This is a genomic window from Acidovorax sp. sif1233 (genome assembly GCF_019218755.1).
Classification (GTDB): domain Bacteria; phylum Pseudomonadota; class Gammaproteobacteria; order Burkholderiales; family Burkholderiaceae_C; genus Acidovorax.
Genome location: NZ_JAHUWZ010000010.1, coordinates 119,936 through 140,131, shown reverse-complemented (window position 1 = coordinate 140,131; position 20,196 = coordinate 119,936). Strand labels below are relative to the sequence as shown.

The 20,196-nt window shown below is 69.2% G+C and carries 14 protein-coding genes and 2 tRNA genes; 9 read left to right on the top strand and 7 right to left on the bottom strand.

From position 1 onward, the window contains the following. Nucleotides 1-12 precede the first annotated feature (12 nt). Entirely contained in the window at nucleotides 13-855 is an 843-nt protein-coding gene (locus KW843_RS24280; RefSeq protein ID WP_218297713.1) for a lytic transglycosylase domain-containing protein, read from the bottom strand. A gap of 945 nt (nucleotides 856-1,800) precedes the next feature. Between KW843_RS24280 and KW843_RS24275 the strand changes: the two genes are divergently transcribed. Together KW843_RS24275 and KW843_RS24270 are read left to right on the top strand one after the other, a co-directional pair. Then, nucleotides 1,801-4,545: a DUF349 domain-containing protein gene (locus KW843_RS24275; RefSeq protein WP_218297712.1), complete on the top strand. Its 2,745-nt coding sequence runs from the start codon at nucleotides 1,801-1,803 to the stop codon at nucleotides 4,543-4,545. A gap of 34 nt (nucleotides 4,546-4,579) precedes the next feature. After that, nucleotides 4,580-5,017, top strand: coding sequence for a GNAT family acetyltransferase (locus tag KW843_RS24270; protein ID WP_369643762.1), 438 nt, complete (start codon nucleotides 4,580-4,582; stop codon nucleotides 5,015-5,017). Nucleotides 5,018-5,155: 138 nt separating this feature from the next. On the opposite strand, the gene KW843_RS24265 is transcribed toward KW843_RS24270, so the two are convergent. Together KW843_RS24265 and KW843_RS24260 are read right to left on the bottom strand one after the other, a co-directional pair. Further along, nucleotides 5,156-5,240 (bottom strand) — tRNA-Leu (locus tag KW843_RS24265). A gap of 187 nt (nucleotides 5,241-5,427) precedes the next feature. Next, a tRNA-Leu gene (locus tag KW843_RS24260) sits at nucleotides 5,428-5,512 on the bottom strand. 19 nt (nucleotides 5,513-5,531) lie between these two features. Here KW843_RS24260 and rnr point away from each other — a divergent pair. Further along, nucleotides 5,532-7,862, top strand: a complete 2,331-nt coding sequence (gene rnr, locus KW843_RS24255) for a ribonuclease R (RefSeq protein WP_218297710.1) — start codon at nucleotides 5,532-5,534, stop codon at nucleotides 7,860-7,862. A gap of 99 nt (nucleotides 7,863-7,961) precedes the next feature. Here the strand turns inward: rnr and KW843_RS24250 are convergent, their stop codons facing one another. Beyond that, on the bottom strand, nucleotides 7,962-8,966 hold the full coding sequence (locus KW843_RS24250) for an alpha/beta fold hydrolase (protein ID WP_218297709.1): 1,005 nt from the start codon (nucleotides 8,964-8,966) through the stop codon (nucleotides 7,962-7,964). Between the two features lie 144 nt (nucleotides 8,967-9,110). Here KW843_RS24250 and KW843_RS24245 point away from each other — a divergent pair, with 144 nt between their 5' ends. Continuing rightward, nucleotides 9,111-9,854 (top strand): AraC family transcriptional regulator, encoded by a 744-nt coding sequence (locus KW843_RS24245; RefSeq protein WP_218297708.1) that lies wholly within the window; start codon nucleotides 9,111-9,113, stop codon nucleotides 9,852-9,854. A gap of 67 nt (nucleotides 9,855-9,921) precedes the next feature. Here KW843_RS24245 and KW843_RS24240 read toward each other — a convergent pair whose 3' ends face one another. Next, complete coding sequence (locus tag KW843_RS24240; protein WP_218297707.1) at nucleotides 9,922-11,439, bottom strand: NAD(P)H-hydrate dehydratase; 1,518 nt, start codon at nucleotides 11,437-11,439, stop codon at nucleotides 9,922-9,924. A gap of 60 nt (nucleotides 11,440-11,499) precedes the next feature. Next, complete coding sequence (locus tag KW843_RS24235; protein WP_218297706.1) at nucleotides 11,500-12,411, bottom strand: MurR/RpiR family transcriptional regulator; 912 nt, start codon at nucleotides 12,409-12,411, stop codon at nucleotides 11,500-11,502. 99 nt (nucleotides 12,412-12,510) lie between these two features. On the opposite strand from KW843_RS24235, the gene iolC reads away from it, so the two are divergent. From iolC to KW843_RS24215, 4 genes are all read left to right on the top strand, one after another. Then, entirely contained in the window at nucleotides 12,511-14,478 is a 1,968-nt protein-coding gene (iolC, locus tag KW843_RS24230) for a 5-dehydro-2-deoxygluconokinase (protein WP_218297705.1), read from the top strand. Continuing rightward, a complete protein-coding gene (gene iolB, locus KW843_RS24225) occupies nucleotides 14,475-15,281 on the top strand; it encodes a 5-deoxy-glucuronate isomerase (RefSeq protein WP_218297704.1) in 807 nt (268 codons plus the stop codon). Before iolC ends, iolB begins: the two co-directional genes overlap by 4 nt. Before the next feature lie 127 nt (nucleotides 15,282-15,408). Next, nucleotides 15,409-16,383, top strand: coding sequence for a tripartite tricarboxylate transporter substrate binding protein (locus KW843_RS24220; protein WP_218297703.1), 975 nt, complete (start codon nucleotides 15,409-15,411; stop codon nucleotides 16,381-16,383). A 44-nt stretch (nucleotides 16,384-16,427) separates the two neighbouring features. After that, nucleotides 16,428-17,405 carry a tripartite tricarboxylate transporter substrate binding protein gene (locus KW843_RS24215; protein ID WP_218297702.1) on the top strand — a complete coding sequence of 326 codons (978 nt, stop codon included), beginning with the start codon at nucleotides 16,428-16,430 and terminating at the stop codon, nucleotides 17,403-17,405. Between the two features lie 162 nt (nucleotides 17,406-17,567). Here KW843_RS24215 and KW843_RS24210 read toward each other — a convergent pair whose 3' ends face one another. After that, nucleotides 17,568-18,512 (bottom strand): LysR family transcriptional regulator, encoded by a 945-nt coding sequence (locus KW843_RS24210; RefSeq protein ID WP_218297701.1) that lies wholly within the window; start codon nucleotides 18,510-18,512, stop codon nucleotides 17,568-17,570. A gap of 112 nt (nucleotides 18,513-18,624) precedes the next feature. Here KW843_RS24210 and KW843_RS24205 point away from each other — a divergent pair, with 112 nt between their 5' ends. Then, nucleotides 18,625-20,148, top strand: a complete 1,524-nt coding sequence (locus KW843_RS24205) for a CoA-acylating methylmalonate-semialdehyde dehydrogenase (RefSeq protein WP_218297700.1) — start codon at nucleotides 18,625-18,627, stop codon at nucleotides 20,146-20,148. Nucleotides 20,149-20,196 lie beyond the last annotated feature (48 nt).

The following is a 20,196-nucleotide window of genomic DNA, read 5'->3' as shown; positions in this document are numbered from 1 at the left end:
CACAGGATCGGCTCAGAGCCCCGTCAGCAGGGCTACCTTGTCGGCCGCCACCGCCGCTGGCGTCGCGGGCGGCGCAGACACCGGGATGATCTGGGCGGGTGCCTGGGTGGACAGCGTGGGCGGCGGCGCGGTGGGCATGGAGCGGCCGCCGGCCACCTGGCGCAGGCGGAAATGCTCGGCCATCACCTTGGCGGCATAGCCGCCGTCGTCGGCCAGGTTGCCGGCGCCCACGTAAAAGCGCAGCCCGCCCTCCACGGAACCCGCGCGCGAAATGCATTCCTGCAGGACCTTCACGCCCACGCGCAGGTTGCTCACGGGATCGAAGGCCGCAAAGTGCCCCCCGAAGTTCTGGTACTTGTCGGTATGCACGTTGGTCATCACCTGCATCAACCCCTGGGCGCCCACCGCGCTTTGCGCAAACGGGTTGAAGCTCGACTCGATGGCCATGATGGCCAGGATCAGCGTGGGATCGATCTTGGACTTCGCGCCAATTTCATAGGCCTCTGCCACCAGCACGCTCAGCGGCTCGGGGGCAACGCGGTACTTCTTGCTGAGCCAGAACGCGACGGCGGCCTGCTCCTTGGGCAGGTCCTTGGGATTGCCCGCCGTGGCGCGCTCGCTGGCCTCCGGCTCGATGGGCATGCCAAGCACTTCCACCTGGCGGGCCTGCAGCCAGTTCATCAATTGCGCTTCGCCTGCCTGGCGCAGGTCCGGGCGGGCCGTGAGGGTGATCACGACAAAGGCCACAGCCAGGCCGATGAGGGCGAAGCTGTTGTGGGTGATTTCAAGAAAACCTTCGGTCACGTCGGCCACGAAGGTCCGCACGCCGGAGACTATTTTTCCTGACGCTGTCATAGCTCTTCCTTTCTGAAGCGCCGCACTGAGCCTGGGCAGTCATCGGTGACTGTCCCGTCTCAGCGGGTCGCCTGGATTGGTACGCCATCAAGTGGGCCGCACATCTCTGGGGTGCTTTGGGCCTGGTTTGACTTAGCCGGGTTCGGCAGCGGGTTGGGGTTTTTACTAGCCTGTTTTTGGGGCTGGCGGATTCTAGGAGGTCACTAAATGCTTAGTCAATACTAATGAATTGAATCATAAGACTAATAAGTTATAAAAAATATGTAGAAAATCACAGTTTTTGGGGTGCTGGCGGACGTTTGGGGCCTGTGGCCTCAGGCGGGTTGTTACAAGCTCATGTCAAATTCAATCGGTGGACTTTTCGCCATTGAGAATCCAGTTTGAACTGCGGCAACTACTTTGGTAAGGTTCAGTTGCCTGTTGATTTCAGGCATCGCCAGACGAAACCAAGTCTCCCTCCAAAGGCATTCAGTGTCCTGGTGCAGCAGATGAGGATTCCAAGGCACCCCCTGGAGGCAATACCTTGCCTCCTCGCAGTGTGGACCTTCATCTCCGCATTTGCGACCGATGGCAAAGACCGTTGTGTCAGCCGTCAAGCCCGGCAGGCAGGCCTTGAGGCACTGTCCGCCGGGCTTTCTTGTTTGTGCTGGCGGGCTGTCTGGGCTAGCGGCGCTTATATATAGATAATGGGGGCTGTTCCCTAGAGCGGCGACAGTTCGCCCGGAGTCGCGGGCGATGCCCCTTGCGGGGGTCGCAGCATGTCAGCCCGTCTGGCAAAGCCTTGTGCCAGATCACCCTCGGGGTTTGGCGCAGCGCCATGCTGCGGTCTGTTGGCCGAACCCGGTGAAAATAGTCTCCTTGTTGCCTTGGCGCGCGTGCAGTGCGGTTGCCAGGGCGGGCCTCCAGGCAATGCGCCTGGGGGAGCCTTTGTTATCCATTGGATCCATGTTTCCATTTTTTTCCCGCAGCAAAATGTCCGACGCACCTGAAGTGAATCCGGCCCCGGCCAAAACCCATGAGCCGCATCCGCTTGATGCGTTGACCGGCGGCGCCTTTTCTGCCGCCACCTCTGGTGAGCGCGCCTCCCGCATCCGCGACTGGCTGGCCACGCAGCCTGCCCCGGAGCAGTTGCAGGAGGTCTTCAAGGAGTTGAGCGGCCGTGACAAGGGCGCAGCCCGCGCGGTGCGAGAGCGCCTTGACGAAATCCGCCGCGCCAAGGGGCAGGAGGCCATCGCCGCCGAGTGGGCGGAAAAGGCGCAGGCCCTTCTTGCGGCCCCCAAGCTCAATATCGCCGATGCCATGGCCTGGCAGCGCGATGCGGCCAAGGCCGGTGCGCCGCTGTCGCGCGAGCCGTTGTCGCTGCTCAAGGTGCAGGTCGCGGACCGTGTGAAAGTGATCGAAGACCTGCAGCATCGCGTGCAGGTGCAGCGGGAGGCCGCCGTGCTGCTGGCCCAGCGCATTGAAGTGCTTTCCACCAAGCCCTGGCGCGATGCGCAGGCGGCGCTTGAACTCCTGCGTGCCGATGTGGCCCGCTGGCAGGAGCAGGCACAGGAACTCACCAGCGATGCCAGCTGGGCGAGCGTGGAAGCGCGCTTTCCTGCGCTGCTCGATGCGTCGCGCACCCAGTTGCTGGTGGTGTGGGAGGCTTTCCAGCCTGCCGTGGCCCAGGCCGTGGCGGCCGCGGCCGATGCCAGCGCTGCACTGCCGCCCGTGCCCGTATGGGCCGACGAGCTGCGCGCCGCGCGCGGCCTGCCCACGGAGGCCGCTGCTGCGGCGGCCGCGGCCAAGCCCGCGCGTGCGGCCAAGCCCAAGGCGGCTCCTGAAGTGATCGAGAAGGCCGCGCAAAGCGTGCGCGAAGCCCTGGCCGTCCTCGAAAAGGAAACCGCCGAAGGCCATGGCAAGGCCAGCGCGGGTGCTGCAGCCGCGCTGCGCGCCGTGCTCAAGGTGCATGGAAAGCACATCGACAATGCCCTGGAGCAGCAGGTGCACGCGGCCCTGGTGGCGGCTGGCGAGCTGGAGGGCTGGCAGCGCTGGAGTGCCGACCAGGTGCGCGAGGACCTGGTGGCCAAGGCCGAGGCCTTGCTCAACCGTCCTGAAGGCCAGGCCCTGGGTGGCCGCAAGATGCAGGAAATCCTGCGCAACCTGCGCGACCAATGGAAGCAGGCGGACCAGGGGGGCGCACCCAACCATGCGCTGTGGAAAAAATTCGATGAAGCCTGCAACGCGGCCCACAAGGTGGTCGAGGCCTGGCTGGACAAGATCCGCACGGAGGCTGCCGAGCACAAGGCGCAGCGCCTGGCACTGATCGAGGAGCTCAAGGCATGGTCGCAAGCGCACGCGGCGTCGGGTGACTGGAAGGCCATCAACCGCGCGCTCCACCAGTTTGGCGACCGCTGGCGCGAAGGTGGTCATGTGGGCGAGAAGATCTTTGCCGAGCTGCAGCCCTTGTGGAAGCAGGCCATCGCCTCGGCGGCGGCCCCGCTGGAAGCAGCCCAGAAGGAGAGCCTGGCGCGTCGCCACGCCATGATCGACGAAGCCACCGCATTGGGGGCTGCGCCCGCGCTGCGCATCGATGCGGTCAAGGCGCTCCAGCAGCGCTGGCAGGCCGAGGCGCAGACGGTGCCGCTGGACCGCAAGCACGAGCAAAAGCTGTGGGACGCGTTCCGCAAGCCCATCGACGAGGCTTTCAACCGCAAGTCCGCAGACCGTGAGCGCGCAGTCACCGAATTGAGCGCCCGCGACCGCGTGGTGCTGGAGGCCTCCAAGTCCCTGGAAGCCGCCAATGCGACGGGGGATGCGCAGCAGATCCGCTCTGCCATGCAGGCGCTGGAGGCCGCGCTGCGCGGTCAGGCGCAGGCCGCGCAGGCCGTGGCCTCGGCGCAGAAGGACGAGCAGAGCCAGTCCGCCATGGCGGCTGAATCCGCTTCGGAAGCTCCGGCGGATCCGGTGGCCGAGGGTGTGGAGGCGGAGCCGGTGGCTTGCGCACCGGCGCCCGTGGCACCCAAGCCCGTGGCGCGGCCCGTGGTGGCCGTGCGCGGTGACGACCGGCCGGGCATGAAGAAGGATGCGCCTGCTGCGCCGGGCCGTGGTGCGCGCCCCGGCGACCGCAGGGATGGCCGCCCTGGCGACCGTGATGCCGGCCGTGGCGGCCCGCGTCCAGACGGCCGTTTTGGCGACCGCAATGACCGGGGTGGCCGTTTCGGCGACCGTCCTGCGCAGGAAGACCGGGGCCCGCGCCTGGGAGACACCGCTTTCCGCGCGCAGCGCGACGCCATGGAGCATGCCCAGCTGGCTCTGAAAAAACTGGCGGCGCAAGCCCACGGCGAGGCGCTGACGCAATTGCTGACCGCGTGGGAAAAGCGCGACGCGGGCCTGGTGCCCAGTACGCAGGATCTCGGAGCGGGTGTGACTGCATCGGTGCGCAACGCCTGGGCGCAGGCCCTGTCGGCGGCGCCGAAGGGCGATGCCTCGGAAGCGCTGCTGCGCCTGGAGATGGCCGCAGAGGCGCCCACGCCCGCGGAGCACATCGCCGCCCGGCGCATGCTGCAGCTGCAACTGCTCACGCGCCGCAACGATCCCGCGCCAGCGCAGACCTGGGGGCAGGACGCGGCCCGCGTGCTGGCCAGCGCCAGCGACGCGGCCAATGCGCGCCGCCTTCAGAACGCGCTCAAGGCACTGCTGCGCAAGTAAGAGGGCCAAAGAAGCGATGGCTGGCGGGTTGCCGGTGCACATCCGGCCTTTCGGGGCGGCCGATGAGGCTGCCGCGGTGGCGCTGTGGCACGACTGCGGGCTTGTCCGCCCCTGGAACGATCCTCACAAGGACATCGCCCGCAAGCTTCTGGTGCAGCCAGAACTTTTTCTGGTGGCGGTGGTGCCGGCGCGAGACGGCATGGCGGAACGGCTCGTGGGCACCGCCATGGCGGGCTATGACGGCCACCGGGGCTCCGTGTACTACCTCGCGGTGGCACCGGGGCATCAGCGGCTGGCGCTGGGGCGCCGTCTCATGGCGGAGGTGGAGCTGCGCTTGCTGCGGCTCGGGTGTCCCAAGGTCAATGTGCTGGTGCGCACCAGCAATGCCCGGGTCCTGCATTTCTACGATGCCCTCGGCTATGCGCGCGACGAGGCGTTTTCATTGGGCAAGCGGTTGATACCTGATCTTTGAGCAGGGCCGGGGAGGGCTTGTCCGGAGCGTGGACTGCGCAGGGCATTGATGGCCACGAAGAGCCGCCCGTTGCCCGCCTGTCGAGGGCGGGGCAGGAATAAAAAAAGCCGTTGCGGTTGCAACGGCTTTTTTATTGTTTGGTGCCCAGGAGAGGACTCGAACCTCCACGATGTTACTCGCTAGTACCTGAAACTAGTGCGTCTACCAATTCCGCCACCTGGGCTTTCAGATCAGCCTCGAATTATAGAACAAGTAATTGCGGCTTCTGGCGAGTGGATGAAGATTTTTTTAAATTCATTCCGCCAGCGTCTCGGGAAGCGGCGTCGGGGCATGGAGGCGGGAAATAAAAAAGCCGCTGTATTCACAGCGGCTTCGATATTTTGAAAACCTTCACAGGTTCTCGTTAAACTTGGTGCCCAGGAGAGGACTCGAACCTCCACGATGTTACTCGCTAGTACCTGAAACTAGTGCGTCTACCAATTCCGCCACCTGGGCATTTCAGGAAAGACTAAGATTGTATATCAAAAAAACCACCCCCGGCGCGCAGTCCGCGCATCTGTCGGACGAAATTGAAGGCAGCGTGCAGGGGCACCGTGACGGACACGGTTTTGTCATCCGCGACGATGGCGAAGGCGACATCTATATCCCCCCCAACGAAATGCGCGCTGTCCTGCACAAGGACCGTGTGCGCGTGCGCATCGTGCGCCAGGACCGGCGCGGCCGCCCCGAGGGCCGCGTGGTCGAGATCATCGAGCGCCCGCCCCAGCCCATCATCGGCCGCCTGCTGCAGGAAAGCGGCGTGTGGCTGGTGGCGCCCGAGGACAAGCGCTACGGGCAGGATGTACTGATCCCCAAGGGTGCCACCGGCGCCGCCAAGCCCGGCCAGGTGGTCGTGGTCGAATTGACCGAGCCGCCGGCCCTGTTCGGCCAGCCCGTGGGCCGCATCACCGAAGTGCTCGGCGAGGTGGATGACCCCGGCATGGAGATCGAGATCGCGGTGCGCAAGTACGGCGTGCCGCACGAGTTCTCGGCCGAGTGCCTGGCCCAGGCCAAGGAACTGCCCGACAAGGTGCGCGCGCAGGACAAGAAGCGCCGCGTGGACCTGACCGACGTGCCCCTGGTCACCATCGACGGCGAGGACGCGCGCGATTTCGATGACGCCGTGTACTGCGAGCCCGCCAAGGTCGGTCGCGCCAAGGGCTGGCGCCTGCTGGTGGCCATCGCCGACGTGAGCCACTACGTGGAGACCGGCAGCGCCATCGACATCGATGCCTATGACCGCGCCACCAGCGTCTACTTCCCGCGCCGCGTGATCCCTATGCTGCCCGAGAAGCTTTCCAACGGCCTGTGCTCGCTCAACCCCGAGGTCGAGCGTCTGTGCATGGTCTGCGACATGCTGGTCACCGCCAAGGGCGAGGTGCATGCCTACCAGTTCTACCCGGCCGTGATGTTCAGCCATGCGCGGTTCACGTACACCGAGGTGGCGGCCATTCTGGCCAACACGCGCGGGCCCGAGGCCAGCAAGCGCAAGGACCGCGTGAAGGACCTGCTCAACCTGCATGACGTGTACCGCGCCCTGCTGGTGGCGCGCCAGCAGCGTGGCGCGGTGGACTTCGAGACCACCGAGACGCAGATCATCTGCGACGAGAACGGCCGCATCGAGAAGATCGTGCCGCGCACCCGCAACGATGCGCACAAGCTCATCGAAGAGGCCATGCTGGCCGCCAACGTGTGCAGCGCCGACTTCATCGCGCAGGGCGGCCAGCCCGGCCTGTTCCGCGTGCACGAAGGCCCCACGCCCGAGAAGCAGGAAATCCTGCGCAACTACCTCAAGGCCATGGCCGTGGGCATGACCATCGGCGACGATCCCAAGCCCGCCGAGTTCCAGGCCATCGCCGAGGCCACCAAGGACCGGCCGGACGCGCAGCAGATCCACACCATGCTGCTGCGCTCCATGCAGCAGGCCATCTACACGCCCGTCAACAGCGGCCACTTCGGCCTGGCGTTCGAGGCCTACACGCACTTCACCAGCCCCATCCGGCGCTATCCCGACCTGCTGGTGCACCGGGTCATCAAGGCCATCCTGGGCAAGACCAAATACGCGCTGCCGTCGCTGCCGACGCCGGGCGAGGCCCACGCCAAGCTGGCCAAGCGCCTGGCCGCCCGCGTGGCGGCGCCCGGCACCAAGCCGCGCAAGGACGTGAAGCCGCCGAGCCGCGATACGCAGGCCTGGGAGGCCGCGGGCCTGCACTGCAGCGCCAACGAGCGCCGTGCCGACGAGGCCAGCCGCGACGTGGAAGCCTGGCTCAAGTGCAAGTACATGCGCGAGCACCTGGGCGAGGAGTACAGCGGCGTGGTCAGCGCGGCGACGAGCTTCGGCATCTTCGTCACGCTCGACGCGATGTACGTCGAAGGCCTGGTGCACATCACCGAGCTGGGTGGCGAGTACTTCAAGTTCGACGAGGCGCGCCAGGAGCTGCGCGGCGAGCGCACCGGCATCCGCTACGCCATCGGCGCGCGGGTGCGGGTGCAGGTCAGCCGCGTGGACCTCGATGGCCGCAAGATCGACTTCCGCCTGGTGCGCGAGGGGGAGGAGCTGCTCGGCCGCGCGCTCAAGGACAAGGGCGTTGCCTCCGACGGCCCCGGCGGCGCGCGCAAGGCGGGGGGCCGCCCGGCAGCCCGCAAGCGTGGCCCCGCGCCCGAGGCGTCCAGCACCGAACTCGCATCGCTCACGCGTGAGCGCGCGGCCCGCTCGCCCATCCAGGAGCTCAAGGCCTCGGTGAAAAAGGCCGCGGCCGGCAGCAAGTCCGGCAAGGGCAAGGGGCGCAAGCCGCGCCGGGGCTGACCCACCCGGCTTCCACCCGGGGTGAACCGTCTCCCGGGCGGGAGTTTGCTATATATTTGATAGCTTCCGGCGCTTTTCAGGAGAGCGCCAGGGGTCGATTCAATGGGATTTTTCTGGCATGGAACGGGAGGGCCGCGCCCCGGGGTGTCGCAGGAATTCCGCATACCGCAGCGCCGTGTCCCGGGGCGCTTCCATCATCGGCAGGTGGCCCACCCCGCGCAGTGCCTCCACCTGTGCTCCCGGCAGGGCCGCCTTCAGGGGCCGCATGCCGGAGGGGTGGAAGACGCGGTCGCTTTCGCCCCACAGGACCAGAGTGGGGTGCTGCTCGAGGGCGGCGAGCTTTTCCTGCAGCAGATAGCGGTCCTTGAGCTGTGCATCCCAGAGCCGCGCATTGGATGCCGCGTTGCGCAGCGCGTCCTGCTGCGTGGCGTGCAGGATGGGATACGGCAGGAAAGGGCGTTTCTCGAACACCAGCGCCATCATGGCGTCGAACGCCGCGGGGTCGTGCGCCACGAGCGGGCGCTGCCCGCTGTCGATGAGGTGGTCCATGGCGCTGGGTTGCGGTGAACGGATGCCGTGTGGTGCTCCGATGAAGGCCACGCTCGCCACGCGCTCGGGGTGTGCGGCGGCGAACAGCGCCGCGATCGTGCCCCCCATGGAGTTGCCTGCCAGATGGGCCTTTTCAATGCCCAGTGCATCGAGCAGGCTGCGCAGGCGTTCGGTGTGGGCGGCGTAGTCATAGGCCTGGTCCTCGCGGCGCGTGCTTTCTCCGAACCCCGGCAGGTCTGGCGCGATCACCCGGTGGGTGGCTGTGAGCGGGCGGGCGAACTCCACCCAGTGGTCCTTCTCGGCAAAGATGCCGTGCAAGAGGACGACCGGAACGCGGGGGGAACTGGTGGCGCCCTGCGCCGGGGGCCCTGGCGTGGCGCCGCTGTCCAGGTAGTGGATCTGGTGCATCGCGGCGTCGACGATCTTTTCCTCCAGGCCCGACAGGCTGCGATTGAGCGCGAGCAAGGGCTCCGTGAACAGCGAGGGGGCACCGTGGTACAGCGCCGTGGCGGCGAGCGCGAAAGCTGCCACGGCAGCAAGGACAATGCGTTTCAAGGAGGGGTCTCCAGAGGTTGTCGTGGGTGGGCCGGCGCATGCCTGTCCTGCCCGCGCGGGGGCATTGGAATGGGGGGGCATGGACGGGGATGGCGAAGGCTATCGGGAACCGTGCGAGAAAACTTGTATGTTTGGGCTATGCGCATGCCAGCACGGAACACACTGACCTTGGGCGCCGACCGTGCGCTGTATCTGGGCGACCTTCCCTCCACGGGCTGGCACTGCCATGCGTCGCCGGTGCTGCTCATCGGCCTGTCGGGGCGCTTTGCCTTGCACTGGCAGCCGGGGCGGGTGGAGACGTGCCACAGCGCGCTGGTGGCCGCCGGGGTGGAACATGTGTTCGACCCCTGCGGAGAGCACGTGGCGCTGATGTACCTGGAGCCCGACTCTCCCGAGGCGCGGGGTCTGCGGGGCCCGTTCCAGCAGCACGATGGCGTGGTCCTCGACGCGGCCAGGGCCGTGGGCTCGCGCAGCGCCATGGACGCTTACCTGCGCCGGTTCGATCTGCAGGCCCTGCTGCGGTGCGGGGGCGGGCATGCGGCGGCGCCCCTGGATCCGCGCGTGGCGCGCAGCCTGCAGGCCCTGCGAAGCCCCCGGGACGGGCGGTGGGCGCGCGAGGGGCTAGCGTCGTCCGTGCAGCTGTCGGCCTCGCGCTTCAACCACCTGTTCCGGGCGGAGATGGGCGTCAGCCTGCGCCGCTACCAGGTGTGGTCGCAGGTGCGGCTGGCCATGGCGAACCTCGCGGTCAGCCCCCGGCTGACGGATGCTGCGCTGCAGGGCGCGTTCTCCGATTCGGCGCATTTCAGCCGCATGTTCCGGCAGACCTTTGGCATGACCCCCTCCAGCGTGCTCAAGCCCCTGAAGGAGGTCACGCTGGTGGACCGGTGAAGGCCTCCTTGGCGGCGGTGGGCGGCGTGCGGCCTCGGCCGTGGCGCGGACAACGCTGGCCGTGCCGTCAGCCGCCCGCGCGCCGCGCGAGCCCGCTGGCGGTGAGCGCCAGCCCGGCCGGCCAGGCATCTGCCGCCAGCCCGTGGCCATACACCGCCTCGCAGGCGGCGCGCAGGGCACTGGCCCCGGCGGCCATGTGCGCCGCGACCATGCCGGCGAGCACATCCCCCGTGCCCGCGGTGGCCAGCCGTGCATTGCCCGTGGGGTTGATCGCGGGCACGCGGCCGGGGGCCGCCACCACCGTGCCCGAGCCCTTGAGCACGGCCACGCAGTTGAACTGCGAGGCCAGTTGCTGGGCCGCGTCCAGGCGGTCCGCCTGCACCTCGGCGGTGGACAGGCCCAGCAGCCGGGCGGCCTCCAGCGGGTGGGGCGTCAGCACCGTGGGCAAGCCGTGCTGGCCGCGCGCCACCACCAGCGCGTGCAGGGCGGCCTGGCTGGCGATGGTGTTGAGGGCATCGGCGTCCAGCACCAGCCGCGCCGAGCGCGTGATGACGCCCGGCAGCACATGGGCGACGGCCTCGCCGCCGCCGCAGCCGCAGACCACGGTGAGCTGTTCCAGCGCCAGGGCGTCGAAGCGGCGGAACATCAGCTCGGGTTGCTGCAGGTCCAGCTCCAGATGGCCGCCGTCGAGCAGGGCCACCAGCACACGCCCCGCGCCGCCATGCAAGGCCGCGGACGCGGCCAGCAGGGCGGCGCCCGCCATGCCCATGCCACGCCCCGCCAGCCCCTCTCCCCCCACCACGGCCACGTCGCCATAGCTGCCCTTGTGGCTGGCATGGGCGCGTGGTGCCGCCAGCGCGGGGCCACAAAGCCAGGCGCTGGGGGGCTCGTGCCCGGCCTCCGTGCCCAGCGCGTCAAACCACACCCTGCCCGTGGCGTCACGCCCCGCGCCGGTGAAGAGGCCGGGCTTGAGGGTGAGCAGGCTCAGCGTGTGCCGCGCGGCGCGCGGCGGGTGGGCCGCGTCGGGCGCGAAGCCCGCCGCGAACTGTCCCGTATCGGCGTCCAGACCGCTGGGCAGGTCCACCGCCAGCACGGGCGCGGGGCTGCGCTGCAGGGCCTCCAGGCAGCGGCGCAGCCGCTCGTCCGGTTCGCGGGCCGGGGGGCTGGCGGGGTTGGCTCCCACGCCGATGCCCAGCAGCGCGTCGATGCACAGGTCGGAGACCGTGAGGTCTTCGGGGGCGCTGTCGGCCCACAGCACGCCCGCGTCCCGCGCGCGTTCCCACGAACGGCGGGCATTGGCGGGCGCGCGGTCCGGGTTGCCCAGCCAGGTGACCACCACGCGCCGTCCGTCGCGCTGCAGGTGCAGGGCGGCCTCCAGGCCGTCGCCGCCGTTGTTGCCGGGGCCACAGGCTATCCACACGGTGCGCGCATGGGGGGCGAGCGCCCGGGCCAGGCGGGCCACGGCCAGGCCCGCCCGCTGCATCAGCGTGTGCGGGGGCAGGGCGGCGGCGGCCTGCTGCTCCATGCGCCGCGTGGCTGCCGTGTTGAACAGAGGGTGCGGCTGCTGGGGCGTGATGGGGTGCATGGGCGGGGGCTGGCAGGTGGTGGCGGGTGGTGGTCGGGGTGGGTGCCGGGGGCGGCGGGCTCAGGGCTTCGCCGTGGAGCGGTGGTCGTAGGCCAGCTCCATCCGGTAGGCCAGGCCCAGGAACAGCGATTGCGCGAGGCTCAGCGTGCTGGTGAGCGAGCGGAAACCAAAGGTGGCACCGTCCTGCGCGATCAGGGTGGCGCTGGCCAGGGCCGCGAGCGGGCTCAGCTGGCTGTCGGTGATGGCAAGCAGGCGCGCGCCGCGCGCCACCGCCGCCTGCGCGAGCTCCAGGGTCTCCTGCGCGTAGGGCTCGAACGAGACGGCGACCAGCACATCGCCGGACGCCAGGGCGCGCAGCTCGCCCTGGTGCATGAAACCCAGCCCGTGCAGCCAGTGCACCGGCTTGGCCGTGTGCTGCAGCGCGTAGGCCAGGTAGGCGCCCACCGGAAACGCGCGGCGCGATGCGGCCAGCCAGAGCGCGGGGGCCTGCAGCATCAGCTCCACCGCCGCATCGAACTGTGCGTCCGGCAGGTTGCGCTGCAGCGCCTGCAGGCTGTCGATGTTGCCGTCGATCACCTCGTGCGCGAGCTGGGCGGCCGACCGCGCGCTGCCGCCGGGCACGATCAGTTCGCGGATGCGCTCCTGGTAGTTGCGGTTGGGGGCCAGCTGCCGCACGGCTCCGGCGCGGAACAGGGCCTGCATTTCCGTGTAGCCCGAAAACCCGAAATGCTTGGCAAACCGCACCAGTGCCGACGGCTGCACGCCGCATTGCGCGGCCGTGGCCTGCACGCCATCGAGCGCCAGCTGGTCGCGTTGCTTCTCGACATAGCGCGCGATGGTCTTGAGCTGGCGGCTCAAGGGCTCGAAGCCCGCATGCACGGCCGCCAGGAACGCGTCCGCGTCGGGGTAGGGGGCGGACGCGTTGCCGGGGGGCGTGGCAATGGGATCGGTCAGGGTGTTTCTATTTTTCATTAAATTAGAAAATATTTTCTATTTTGGGCTATCATAGGCGCAACGAACCATTATCCGGCGCGCGCTTTCCCGCCGCCGCGCCCTTGCGGAGACCCGTGCATGCTCTCTTTTCCTTCCAACCGGCCCTTTGACGTGGCCTGCCTGGGCCGGCTGGCCGTGGACCTCTATGCCCAGCAGATCGGCTGCAGCCTGGAGGCCGCGACCAGTTTCGCCAAATACCTGGGAGGCTCGTCGGCCAACATCGCCTTTGGCACTGCCCGGCTGGGGCTGCGCTCGGCCATGGTGTCGCGCGTGGGCAATGAGCAGAACGGCCGCTTCCTGCTCGACACCCTGCGGCGCGAGGGCTGCGACGTGAGCCAGGTGCAGGTGGACGACCAGCGCCTGACGGGCATGGTGCTGCTGGGCATCAAGGACCAGGACACCTTCCCCCTGCTTTTCGCCCGCGAGAACTGCGCCGACATGGCGCTGGACGCCGACGCGATCAGCGAGGAGTTCCTGGCGTGCTGCCGCAGCCTGGTGATCACCGGAACGCACCTGAGCACGCCCACCGTGCTGGCCGCGAGCCGCCGCGCGCTGGACATCGCGCAGCGCCATGGCCTGGTGCGGGTGCTGGACATCGACTACCGCCCCGTGCTGTGGGGGCTGGCCGCCAAGGGCGATGGCGAAACGCGCTACGTGGGCAGCGACGCGGTGAGCCGCCACCTGCAGGCGCAGCTCGGATCGTTCGAGCTCATCATCGGCACCGAAGAGGAGTGGCTGATCGCCGGCGGCATGCCCGGGGACCTGATGGCCAGCCTGCGCGCAGTGCGCGGGCACACACAGGCCGTGCTGGTGGTCAAGCGGGGCCCGCTGGGCTGCAGCATCATCGAGGGGGCGGTGCCCGCCGCCCTGGACGATGCGTCCACGGTGCTGGGCGAGCGCATCGAGGTGCTCAACGTGCTGGGCGCGGGCGATGCCTTCGCGTCGGGCCTGCTGTCGGGCCTGCTGCGGGGCAAGACCCTGGTCGAGTCGGCGGCGATCGCCAATGCCTGCGGGGCCATCGTGGTGTCGCGCCACGGCTGCGCGCCCGCCATGCCCACACCGGCCGAGCTGGCCCACTGGTTCTCGGGGCACCGCCACCCCCGGCCCGACCAGGACCCGCAACTGGCCCATCTGCACCGGGTGACGGCGGCGCGGCCGCAGTGGACCGAGCTGTTCGTGCTGGCCTACGACCACCGCGCCCAGTTTGAAGACCTGGCGCGCCAGGCCGGTGCGCAGGGCGCACGCCTGCCCGTGCTCAAGCAGCTGCTCAACGCCGTGGTGGCCGAGGTCGAGCGGGACCCCGGGTGCGGGGGGCGCATGGGCGTGCTGATCGACGGACGCATCGGCGAGGCCGCGCTGCATGGCGCCACGGGCCGGGGCTGGTGGCTGGGGCGCCCGATCGAGCGGCCCGGCTCGCGCCCGCTGCGTTTCGACGGCACGCATTCGCTGGCCTCGCAGCTGGTGCACTGGCCGCGCGAGCAGGTCGTGAAATGCCTGGTGTTCTACCACCCGGACGACGCGGCCGCGCTGCGCGCCGAGCAGGACGAGTGGCTGCAGCAGGTGTGGGAGGCCACGCGCGCCAGCGGGCATGAACTGCTGCTGGAGGTGATTCCGCCCAAGGACATGCTGGCCCCGGGCGATACCGGCGAGGCCGTGCTGCGCGCCATCCGCCACTTCTACGGGATCGGCCTCAAGCCCGAGTGGTGGAAGGTCGGCGCCATGGCCGCGCGCCACTGGGAGGCGCTGGACGCCCTGGTGCGCGAGCGCGACCCGTACTGCCGTGGCGCGGTGATCCTGGGGCTGTCGCAGCCGGTGGAGCAGCTCATCGCAGGCTTTGCCGAGGCGCGCGCGCCCATCGTCAAGGGCTTCATGATCGGGCGCACCGTCTGGGCCGGGCCCAGCCTGGCCTGGCTCAAGGGCGAGATCGACGACGCCGGGCTGCAGGCCCAGGTGACCGCCAATTTCCGCCGCCTCATCGCGGGCTGGCGCGACAGCCGGCCGGCGCAGGCCGCCACCGCCCCCGACGCCGCGGGAGTGCCCGCATGACACTGCTTGTCAAGGCCAACCCGTCGGGCCGGGTGGTGGTGGATGTGACGCCGGCCACGGCCGGATGGACCCACGTGGGGTTCAAGGCCCTGCGCCTGGGCGCGGGGGACGAGGAGTCGCTGGCCACCGGCGCGCGCGAGCTGTGCATCACGGTGCTCAGCGGGCAGGTGGACGTGCACGTGGGCGCACAGGCCTACCGGGCCCTGGGCAGCCGTGCCTCGGTGTTCGAGGAGGCCTCGCCCACGGCCGTGTATGTGCCGCCAGACCGGGCGGTGCGCATCGTGGCGCGGGGCGCCGCCGAGGTGGCGTTGAGCAGCGCGCCGGCGCGCGGCCTGTATCCCGAGCGGGTGATCGAACCCGCGCAGATGCAGCGCAGCGTGCGCGGGCAGGGCAGCAACACGCGCCACGTCTGCGACATCCTGCCCGAGTCGCAGCCCGCCGAAGGCCTGCTGGTCGTGGAGGTGATCACCCCGGCCGGGCATTCATCGAGCTACCCGCCGCACAAGCACGACAGCGCCGACGCGGGCCAGCCACACGCCGAAACCGTGCTCGAGGAAACCTACTACCACCAGCTCCATCCCGCGCAGGGATTCGCCTTTCAGCGCGTGTACACCGACGACCGCTCGCTGGACGAATCCATGGCCGTGGAACACCGCGACACGGTGATGGTGCCGCGCGGCTACCACCCCTGCGTGGCCCCGCATGGCTACGACCTGTACTACCTCAACACCATGGCGGGGCCCGAGCGCCGCTGGGCGTTCAGGAACGATCCCGCGCATGCCTGGATGGTCGCGCCGCGCTGATGCTATTTATTTGATAGCTGCTGGCGCAATCGCATCAAGCGCAAGAGCTCAAAAACACCAAAGATTTCCGAAAAGGTTCGCAGAAAACCTTGCCCCTGAACCGCCAACCTCTGGAGACAAACACACCATGAAACGCAACACCCTTCGCATCCTTGCCGGTGCACTGCTCGCCTGCACGCTCGGCGCCCAGGCGCAGACCGCCGCCTACCCGTCCCAGCCCGTCAAATGGGTGGTTCCCTATGCGCCCGGCGGCACCACCGACGTGATCGCGCGCAGCCTGGCCGTGCGCATGGGGCAGGACCTGGGCCAGCCCGTGGTGGTGGACAACAAGCCGGGCGCGGCCAGCATCATCGGCGCCACCTTCATCGCGCGCTCCGCGGCCGACGGCTACACCGTGGGCACGGCCGATTCGGGCACGCTGGCCTTCAACCCGGCCATGTATTCCGCGCTGAGCTACAACGCCGAGAAGGACTTCAGCTTCATCGGCGGCCTGGGCCGCATGCCCCTGGTGCTGGCCGTGCACCCCGACTTCCCGGCCCGGAACATGCAGGAGTTCCTGGCCCAGGTGCGCAAGAGCCCGGGGACCGTCTCGTCGGCCTCGTCGGGCCCGGGCTCTCCGCTGCACGTGGCGCTGGAACTGTTCAAGCAGCGCACCGGCACGGACATCCTGCATGTCCCCTACAAGGGCTCGGCCCCGGCGCTGCAGGACCTCATGGCGGGCCAGGTGCAGTCGATGTTCGTCGACCTTCCGCCCAGCCTGTCGATGATCAAGGCGGGCAAGGTGCGCGTGCTGGCCGTGGCCACGCCGCAGCGGCTGTCCATCCTGCCCGATGTGCCCACCATGGCCGAGGCCGGCGTACCCGGCTTCGAGGCCTATGCGTGGCAGGGGTTCGTGGGCCCGGCCCGGATGCCTGCGGCGGTGGTGGAGCGCCTGAACAAGGACCTGGCGGCCGCCCTGCGCCATCCCGAGACGCGCGCCAAGCTCGAAGAGATCGGCATCCAGCCGCTGTCCATGACGCCCCAGCAGTTCACCGACTTCGTGCGCAGCGAACAGAAGCTGTGGGCGGGCGTGATCCGCGCCGCCAACATCCGCCTTGATTGACCGGGCCGATACGACCCCTGATACCCGACACGAGACACCACGCCATGACCGTTTCCCTGAACCGCCGCCATGCCTGCGCGGCCCTGGCCAGCCTGGCCGCAGGTGCCATGCTGCCCGCCGCCGCCCAGACCGCGGCCTATCCCGGCAAGCCCATTGAACTCATCGTGCCCTTCGCCGCGGGCGGCGGCACCGATGTGCTGGCCCGGGCGCTGGCCGAGGCGGCGCGCAAGCACCTGCCGCAGGACCTGATCGTTCTCAACAAGGCGGGCGCCAGCGGCGCCGTGGGCTGGACCGAGCTGGCCAATGCCCGGCCAGACGGCTACAAGCTGGCCATCATCACGGTGGAGATCACGATGATCCCCCACATGGGCATCACCAGGATCACGGCCGACAGCCTGACCCCCATCGCGCGGCTGAACGCCGACCCGGCCACGCTGGCCGTGCGCGCGGACTCCCCCCTGCGCACCATCGAGGACCTGCTGGCGGCCGCCCGCAAGAACCCGGGCGGCGTGCGCGTGGGCAATGCGGGGCCGGGCTCGCTGGGGCATCTGGCGGCCGCGGCGCTGGAGGACAAGGTGGGCGTGTCGTTCAACCATGCGCCGTACCGCGGTGCCAACCCCGCCGTGCTGGACCTGCTGGGCGGGCACATCGAGGTGGTGGCCGTCACGCCGGTGGAGGTGGCCACCTATGTGGCGGCGGGCAAGATCCGCCCTCTGGCCGTGATGTCAGAGCAGCGCATCGCCGCCGGGTGGGAGGCGGTGCCGACGCTCAAGGAACGCAAGATCGACCTCGTGATCGGGGGCTGGCGCGGTCTGGCCGCGCCCAAGGGCACTCCGCCCGAAGTGGTGGCGGTATTGCGCGCCGCCATCGCCAAGACCCTGCAGGAGCCCGCGCTGCGCGACACCATGGCCCGCCAGAACATGGGGGAGGGCTACCTGGACCAGGCGGACTTCAACGCCCTGATCGCACGGGACAACGCCACGTTCAAGCAACTGGTGGACAGGCTGGGCATCAAGGCCTGAGAAGCCGCCGAACCTGCAGGCCCGCCCTGCGGCGCCCCACGGGGCCGCTGCGGGCGGTTTTCTTTTTTTGGGTGTGCGTCCGCCGGGTCCACGGTGTCCGCCTCGCGGTGGGCATGGCCGCACGGCTTCGCCCGTCCCGTGGGCCGCGGCCCGCGCACGGCCTCATGCCCCGAAGCCGGGGGCAAAGGCCTCGCGCAGCCATTCCACGAACACCGACACCGAACGCGGCACATGGGCCGAGTAGGGACGTATCGCGTGGATCGTCTCGCTGAAGGTGCCCACGGAGCGCCAGTCGGGCAGCACCTGGACGAGCTTGCCCGACTGCAGCGCGGCCTGCGCGCTGAAGTCGGGGACCAGCGCGATGCCCAGGCCCGCCAGGGCCGCGTCGCGCAGGGCCTCGCTGTTGCTGGCGGCCAGCGGCCCGGCCACGGGCACGGTCAGTCGGGGGGCGGTGCCCGGCACCACGGGCTCGAAGGTCCAGGCCGGAGCTTCCTGGGTGCGGGGGTAGTGCAGGCAGTCGTGCCCGCGCAGGTCGCCGGGCGTGCGGGGCAGGCCGGCGCGGCGCAGGTAGGCGCGGCTGGCCACCAGCACGGACCGCGTGGTGCACAGCAGCCAGGCCACATGGGTGTCGGGGGCCACGGCGGTGTGGCGGATGGCCAGGTCCAGCCCTTCGAGCGTCAGCGAGCGCAGGTTGTCCGACAGGTCCAGCTCCAGCCGCACTTCGGGATAGGCGCGCACGAACGCAGGCAGCCGGGGCACCAGTTGCTGGCGTGCCAGCGCGACGGGGGCGGTCACGCGCAGGCGGCCCTGGGGCACGCCGGCGCGGTCGCGCACGCTCGCAAAGCTCTCGGCGATGCTGTCGAACGCGCCCCGCGTGTCGTCCACCAGCTGCCGCCCCGCCTCGGTCAGGCCCACGCTGCGCGTGGTGCGCCGCACCAGCGGCACGCCTGCCGCGCGTTCCAGCTCCGCGATGTGCTGGCTCATGGCCGCCTTGCTCACGCCCAGGCGCGCGGCGGCGCCGGTGTAGCTGCCCTGTTCGCCCAGCACGACGAGCCAGTGCAGGTGCGACCACAGGGCTTCGGGTTTGGGATGGATTGTCGATTTCATGGCTCTATTGTTCATCAATGTGAACAATCAATTCACCGCCATGGTCTTGGCGCGGCGGGTTGTCGCTCCTAGACTGCAGGCCACTTTCCACCGTTCTTTGAAAGAGGTTTGCATGACCACCGCCACCCAGCCGGCCCCCATTGGCCACTACATCCACGGCCAGCGCACCATGGGCACCAGCACACGCAGCCAGGACGTGACCAATCCCGCCACGGGCGCCGTGACGGGCCGCGTGGCGCTGGCCCACCGCGCCGATGTGGATGCGGCCGTGGCCGCCGCGCAGGCCGCCTTTCCCGCCTGGGCGGACACGCCGCCCATCCGCCGCGCCCGCGTGCTGTTCAAGTTCCTGGAGCTGGTCAACCAGCACAAGGATGCGCTGGCCCGCGCCATCACGGCCGAGCATGGCAAGGTGTTCACCGATGCGCAGGGCGAGGTGGCGCGCGGCATCGACATCATCGAGTTCGCCTGCGGCGTTCCGCAACTGCTCAAGGGCGATTTCACCGACCAGGTGAGCACCGGCATCGACAACTGGACGTTGCGCCAGCCCCTGGGCGTGGTGGCGGGGATCACGCCTTTCAACTTTCCGGTCATGGTGCCCATGTGGATGTTTCCGGTGGCCATCGCGACCGGCAACACCTTCGTGCTCAAGCCCAGCCCCACCGATCCCACGGCCTCGCTGCTCATGGCCGACCTGTTCCGGCAGGCGGGCCTGCCCGACGGCGTCTTCAACGTGGTGCAGGGCGACAAGGAGGCGGTGGATGCGCTCATCGAGCACCCCGATGTCCGGGCGATCAGCTTTGTCGGCTCCACCCCCATCGCCAACTACATCTACGAGACCGGCGCCCGCCACGGCAAGCGCGTGCAGGCCCTGGGCGGCGCCAAGAACCACATGATCGTCATGCCCGATGCCGACATGGACCAGGCCGTGGACGCCCTCATCGGCGCGGGCTACGGATCGGCCGGTGAGCGCTGCATGGCCATCAGCGTGGCCGTGCTGGTGGGAGATGCCGCCGACAAGGTGGTGCCCAAGCTCGTCGAGCGCACGAAGGCGCTCAAGGTGCTCGACGGCACGAACCTGGCGGCGGAAATGGGCCCCATCGTCACCCGCGCGGCCCACGAGCGCATCTCGGGCTACATCGACCTGGGCGTGAAGGAGGGCGCGCAATTGCTGGTGGATGGCCGCGGCTTTGACGCGGCGCAGGCCGGCGAGGGCTGCGAAGGCGGCTTCTGGATGGGAGGCACCCTGTTCGACCATGTCACGCCGCAGATGCGCATCTACCGGGAGGAGATCTTCGGCCCGGTGCTGGCGGTGGTGCGCGCCAAGGATTTTGGCGAGGCCGTGAAGCTGGTCAACGACCATGAGTTCGGCAACGGCGTGGCCTGCTTCACGCGCGACGGCAACGTGGCCCGCGAGTTCGGCCGCCGCATCCAGGCCGGCATGGTCGGCATCAACGTGCCGATTCCCGTGCCCATGGCCTGGCATGGCTTTGGCGGCTGGAAGCGCAGCCTGTTTGGCGACATGCACGCCTACGGCGAGGAAGGCGTGCGCTTCTACACCAAGCAAAAGAGCATCATGCAGCGCTGGCCTGAAAGCACGCCCAAGGGGGCCGAGTTCGTGATGCCGACGGCCAAGTAGGACCCGGCGCGCGGTCGCTGGAATGGGGCTTTGGCCCCATTTTTTCGT

Coding starts and splice junctions, on each gene's coding strand:
- KW843_RS24235 (WP_218297706.1), bottom strand. CDS start 12,411: ATGAAAAATAGAAACACCCTGACCGATCCCATTGCCACGCCCCCCGGC.
- KW843_RS24215 (WP_218297702.1), top strand. CDS start 16,428: ATGACCGTTTCCCTGAACCGCCGCCATGCCTGCGCGGCCCTGGCCAGC.
- KW843_RS24245 (WP_218297708.1), top strand. CDS start 9,111: ATGCCAGCACGGAACACACTGACCTTGGGCGCCGACCGTGCGCTGTAT.
- KW843_RS24220 (WP_218297703.1), top strand. CDS start 15,409: ATGAAACGCAACACCCTTCGCATCCTTGCCGGTGCACTGCTCGCCTGC.
- KW843_RS24210 (WP_218297701.1), bottom strand. CDS start 18,512: ATGAAATCGACAATCCATCCCAAACCCGAAGCCCTGTGGTCGCACCTG.
- KW843_RS24240 (WP_218297707.1), bottom strand. CDS start 11,439: ATGCACCCCATCACGCCCCAGCAGCCGCACCCTCTGTTCAACACGGCA.
- iolC (WP_218297705.1), top strand. CDS start 12,511: ATGCTCTCTTTTCCTTCCAACCGGCCCTTTGACGTGGCCTGCCTGGGC.
- KW843_RS24205 (WP_218297700.1), top strand. CDS start 18,625: ATGACCACCGCCACCCAGCCGGCCCCCATTGGCCACTACATCCACGGC.
- KW843_RS24280 (WP_218297713.1), bottom strand. CDS start 855: ATGACAGCGTCAGGAAAAATAGTCTCCGGCGTGCGGACCTTCGTGGCC.
- iolB (WP_218297704.1), top strand. CDS start 14,475: ATGACACTGCTTGTCAAGGCCAACCCGTCGGGCCGGGTGGTGGTGGAT.
- KW843_RS24275 (WP_218297712.1), top strand. CDS start 1,801: ATGTTTCCATTTTTTTCCCGCAGCAAAATGTCCGACGCACCTGAAGTG.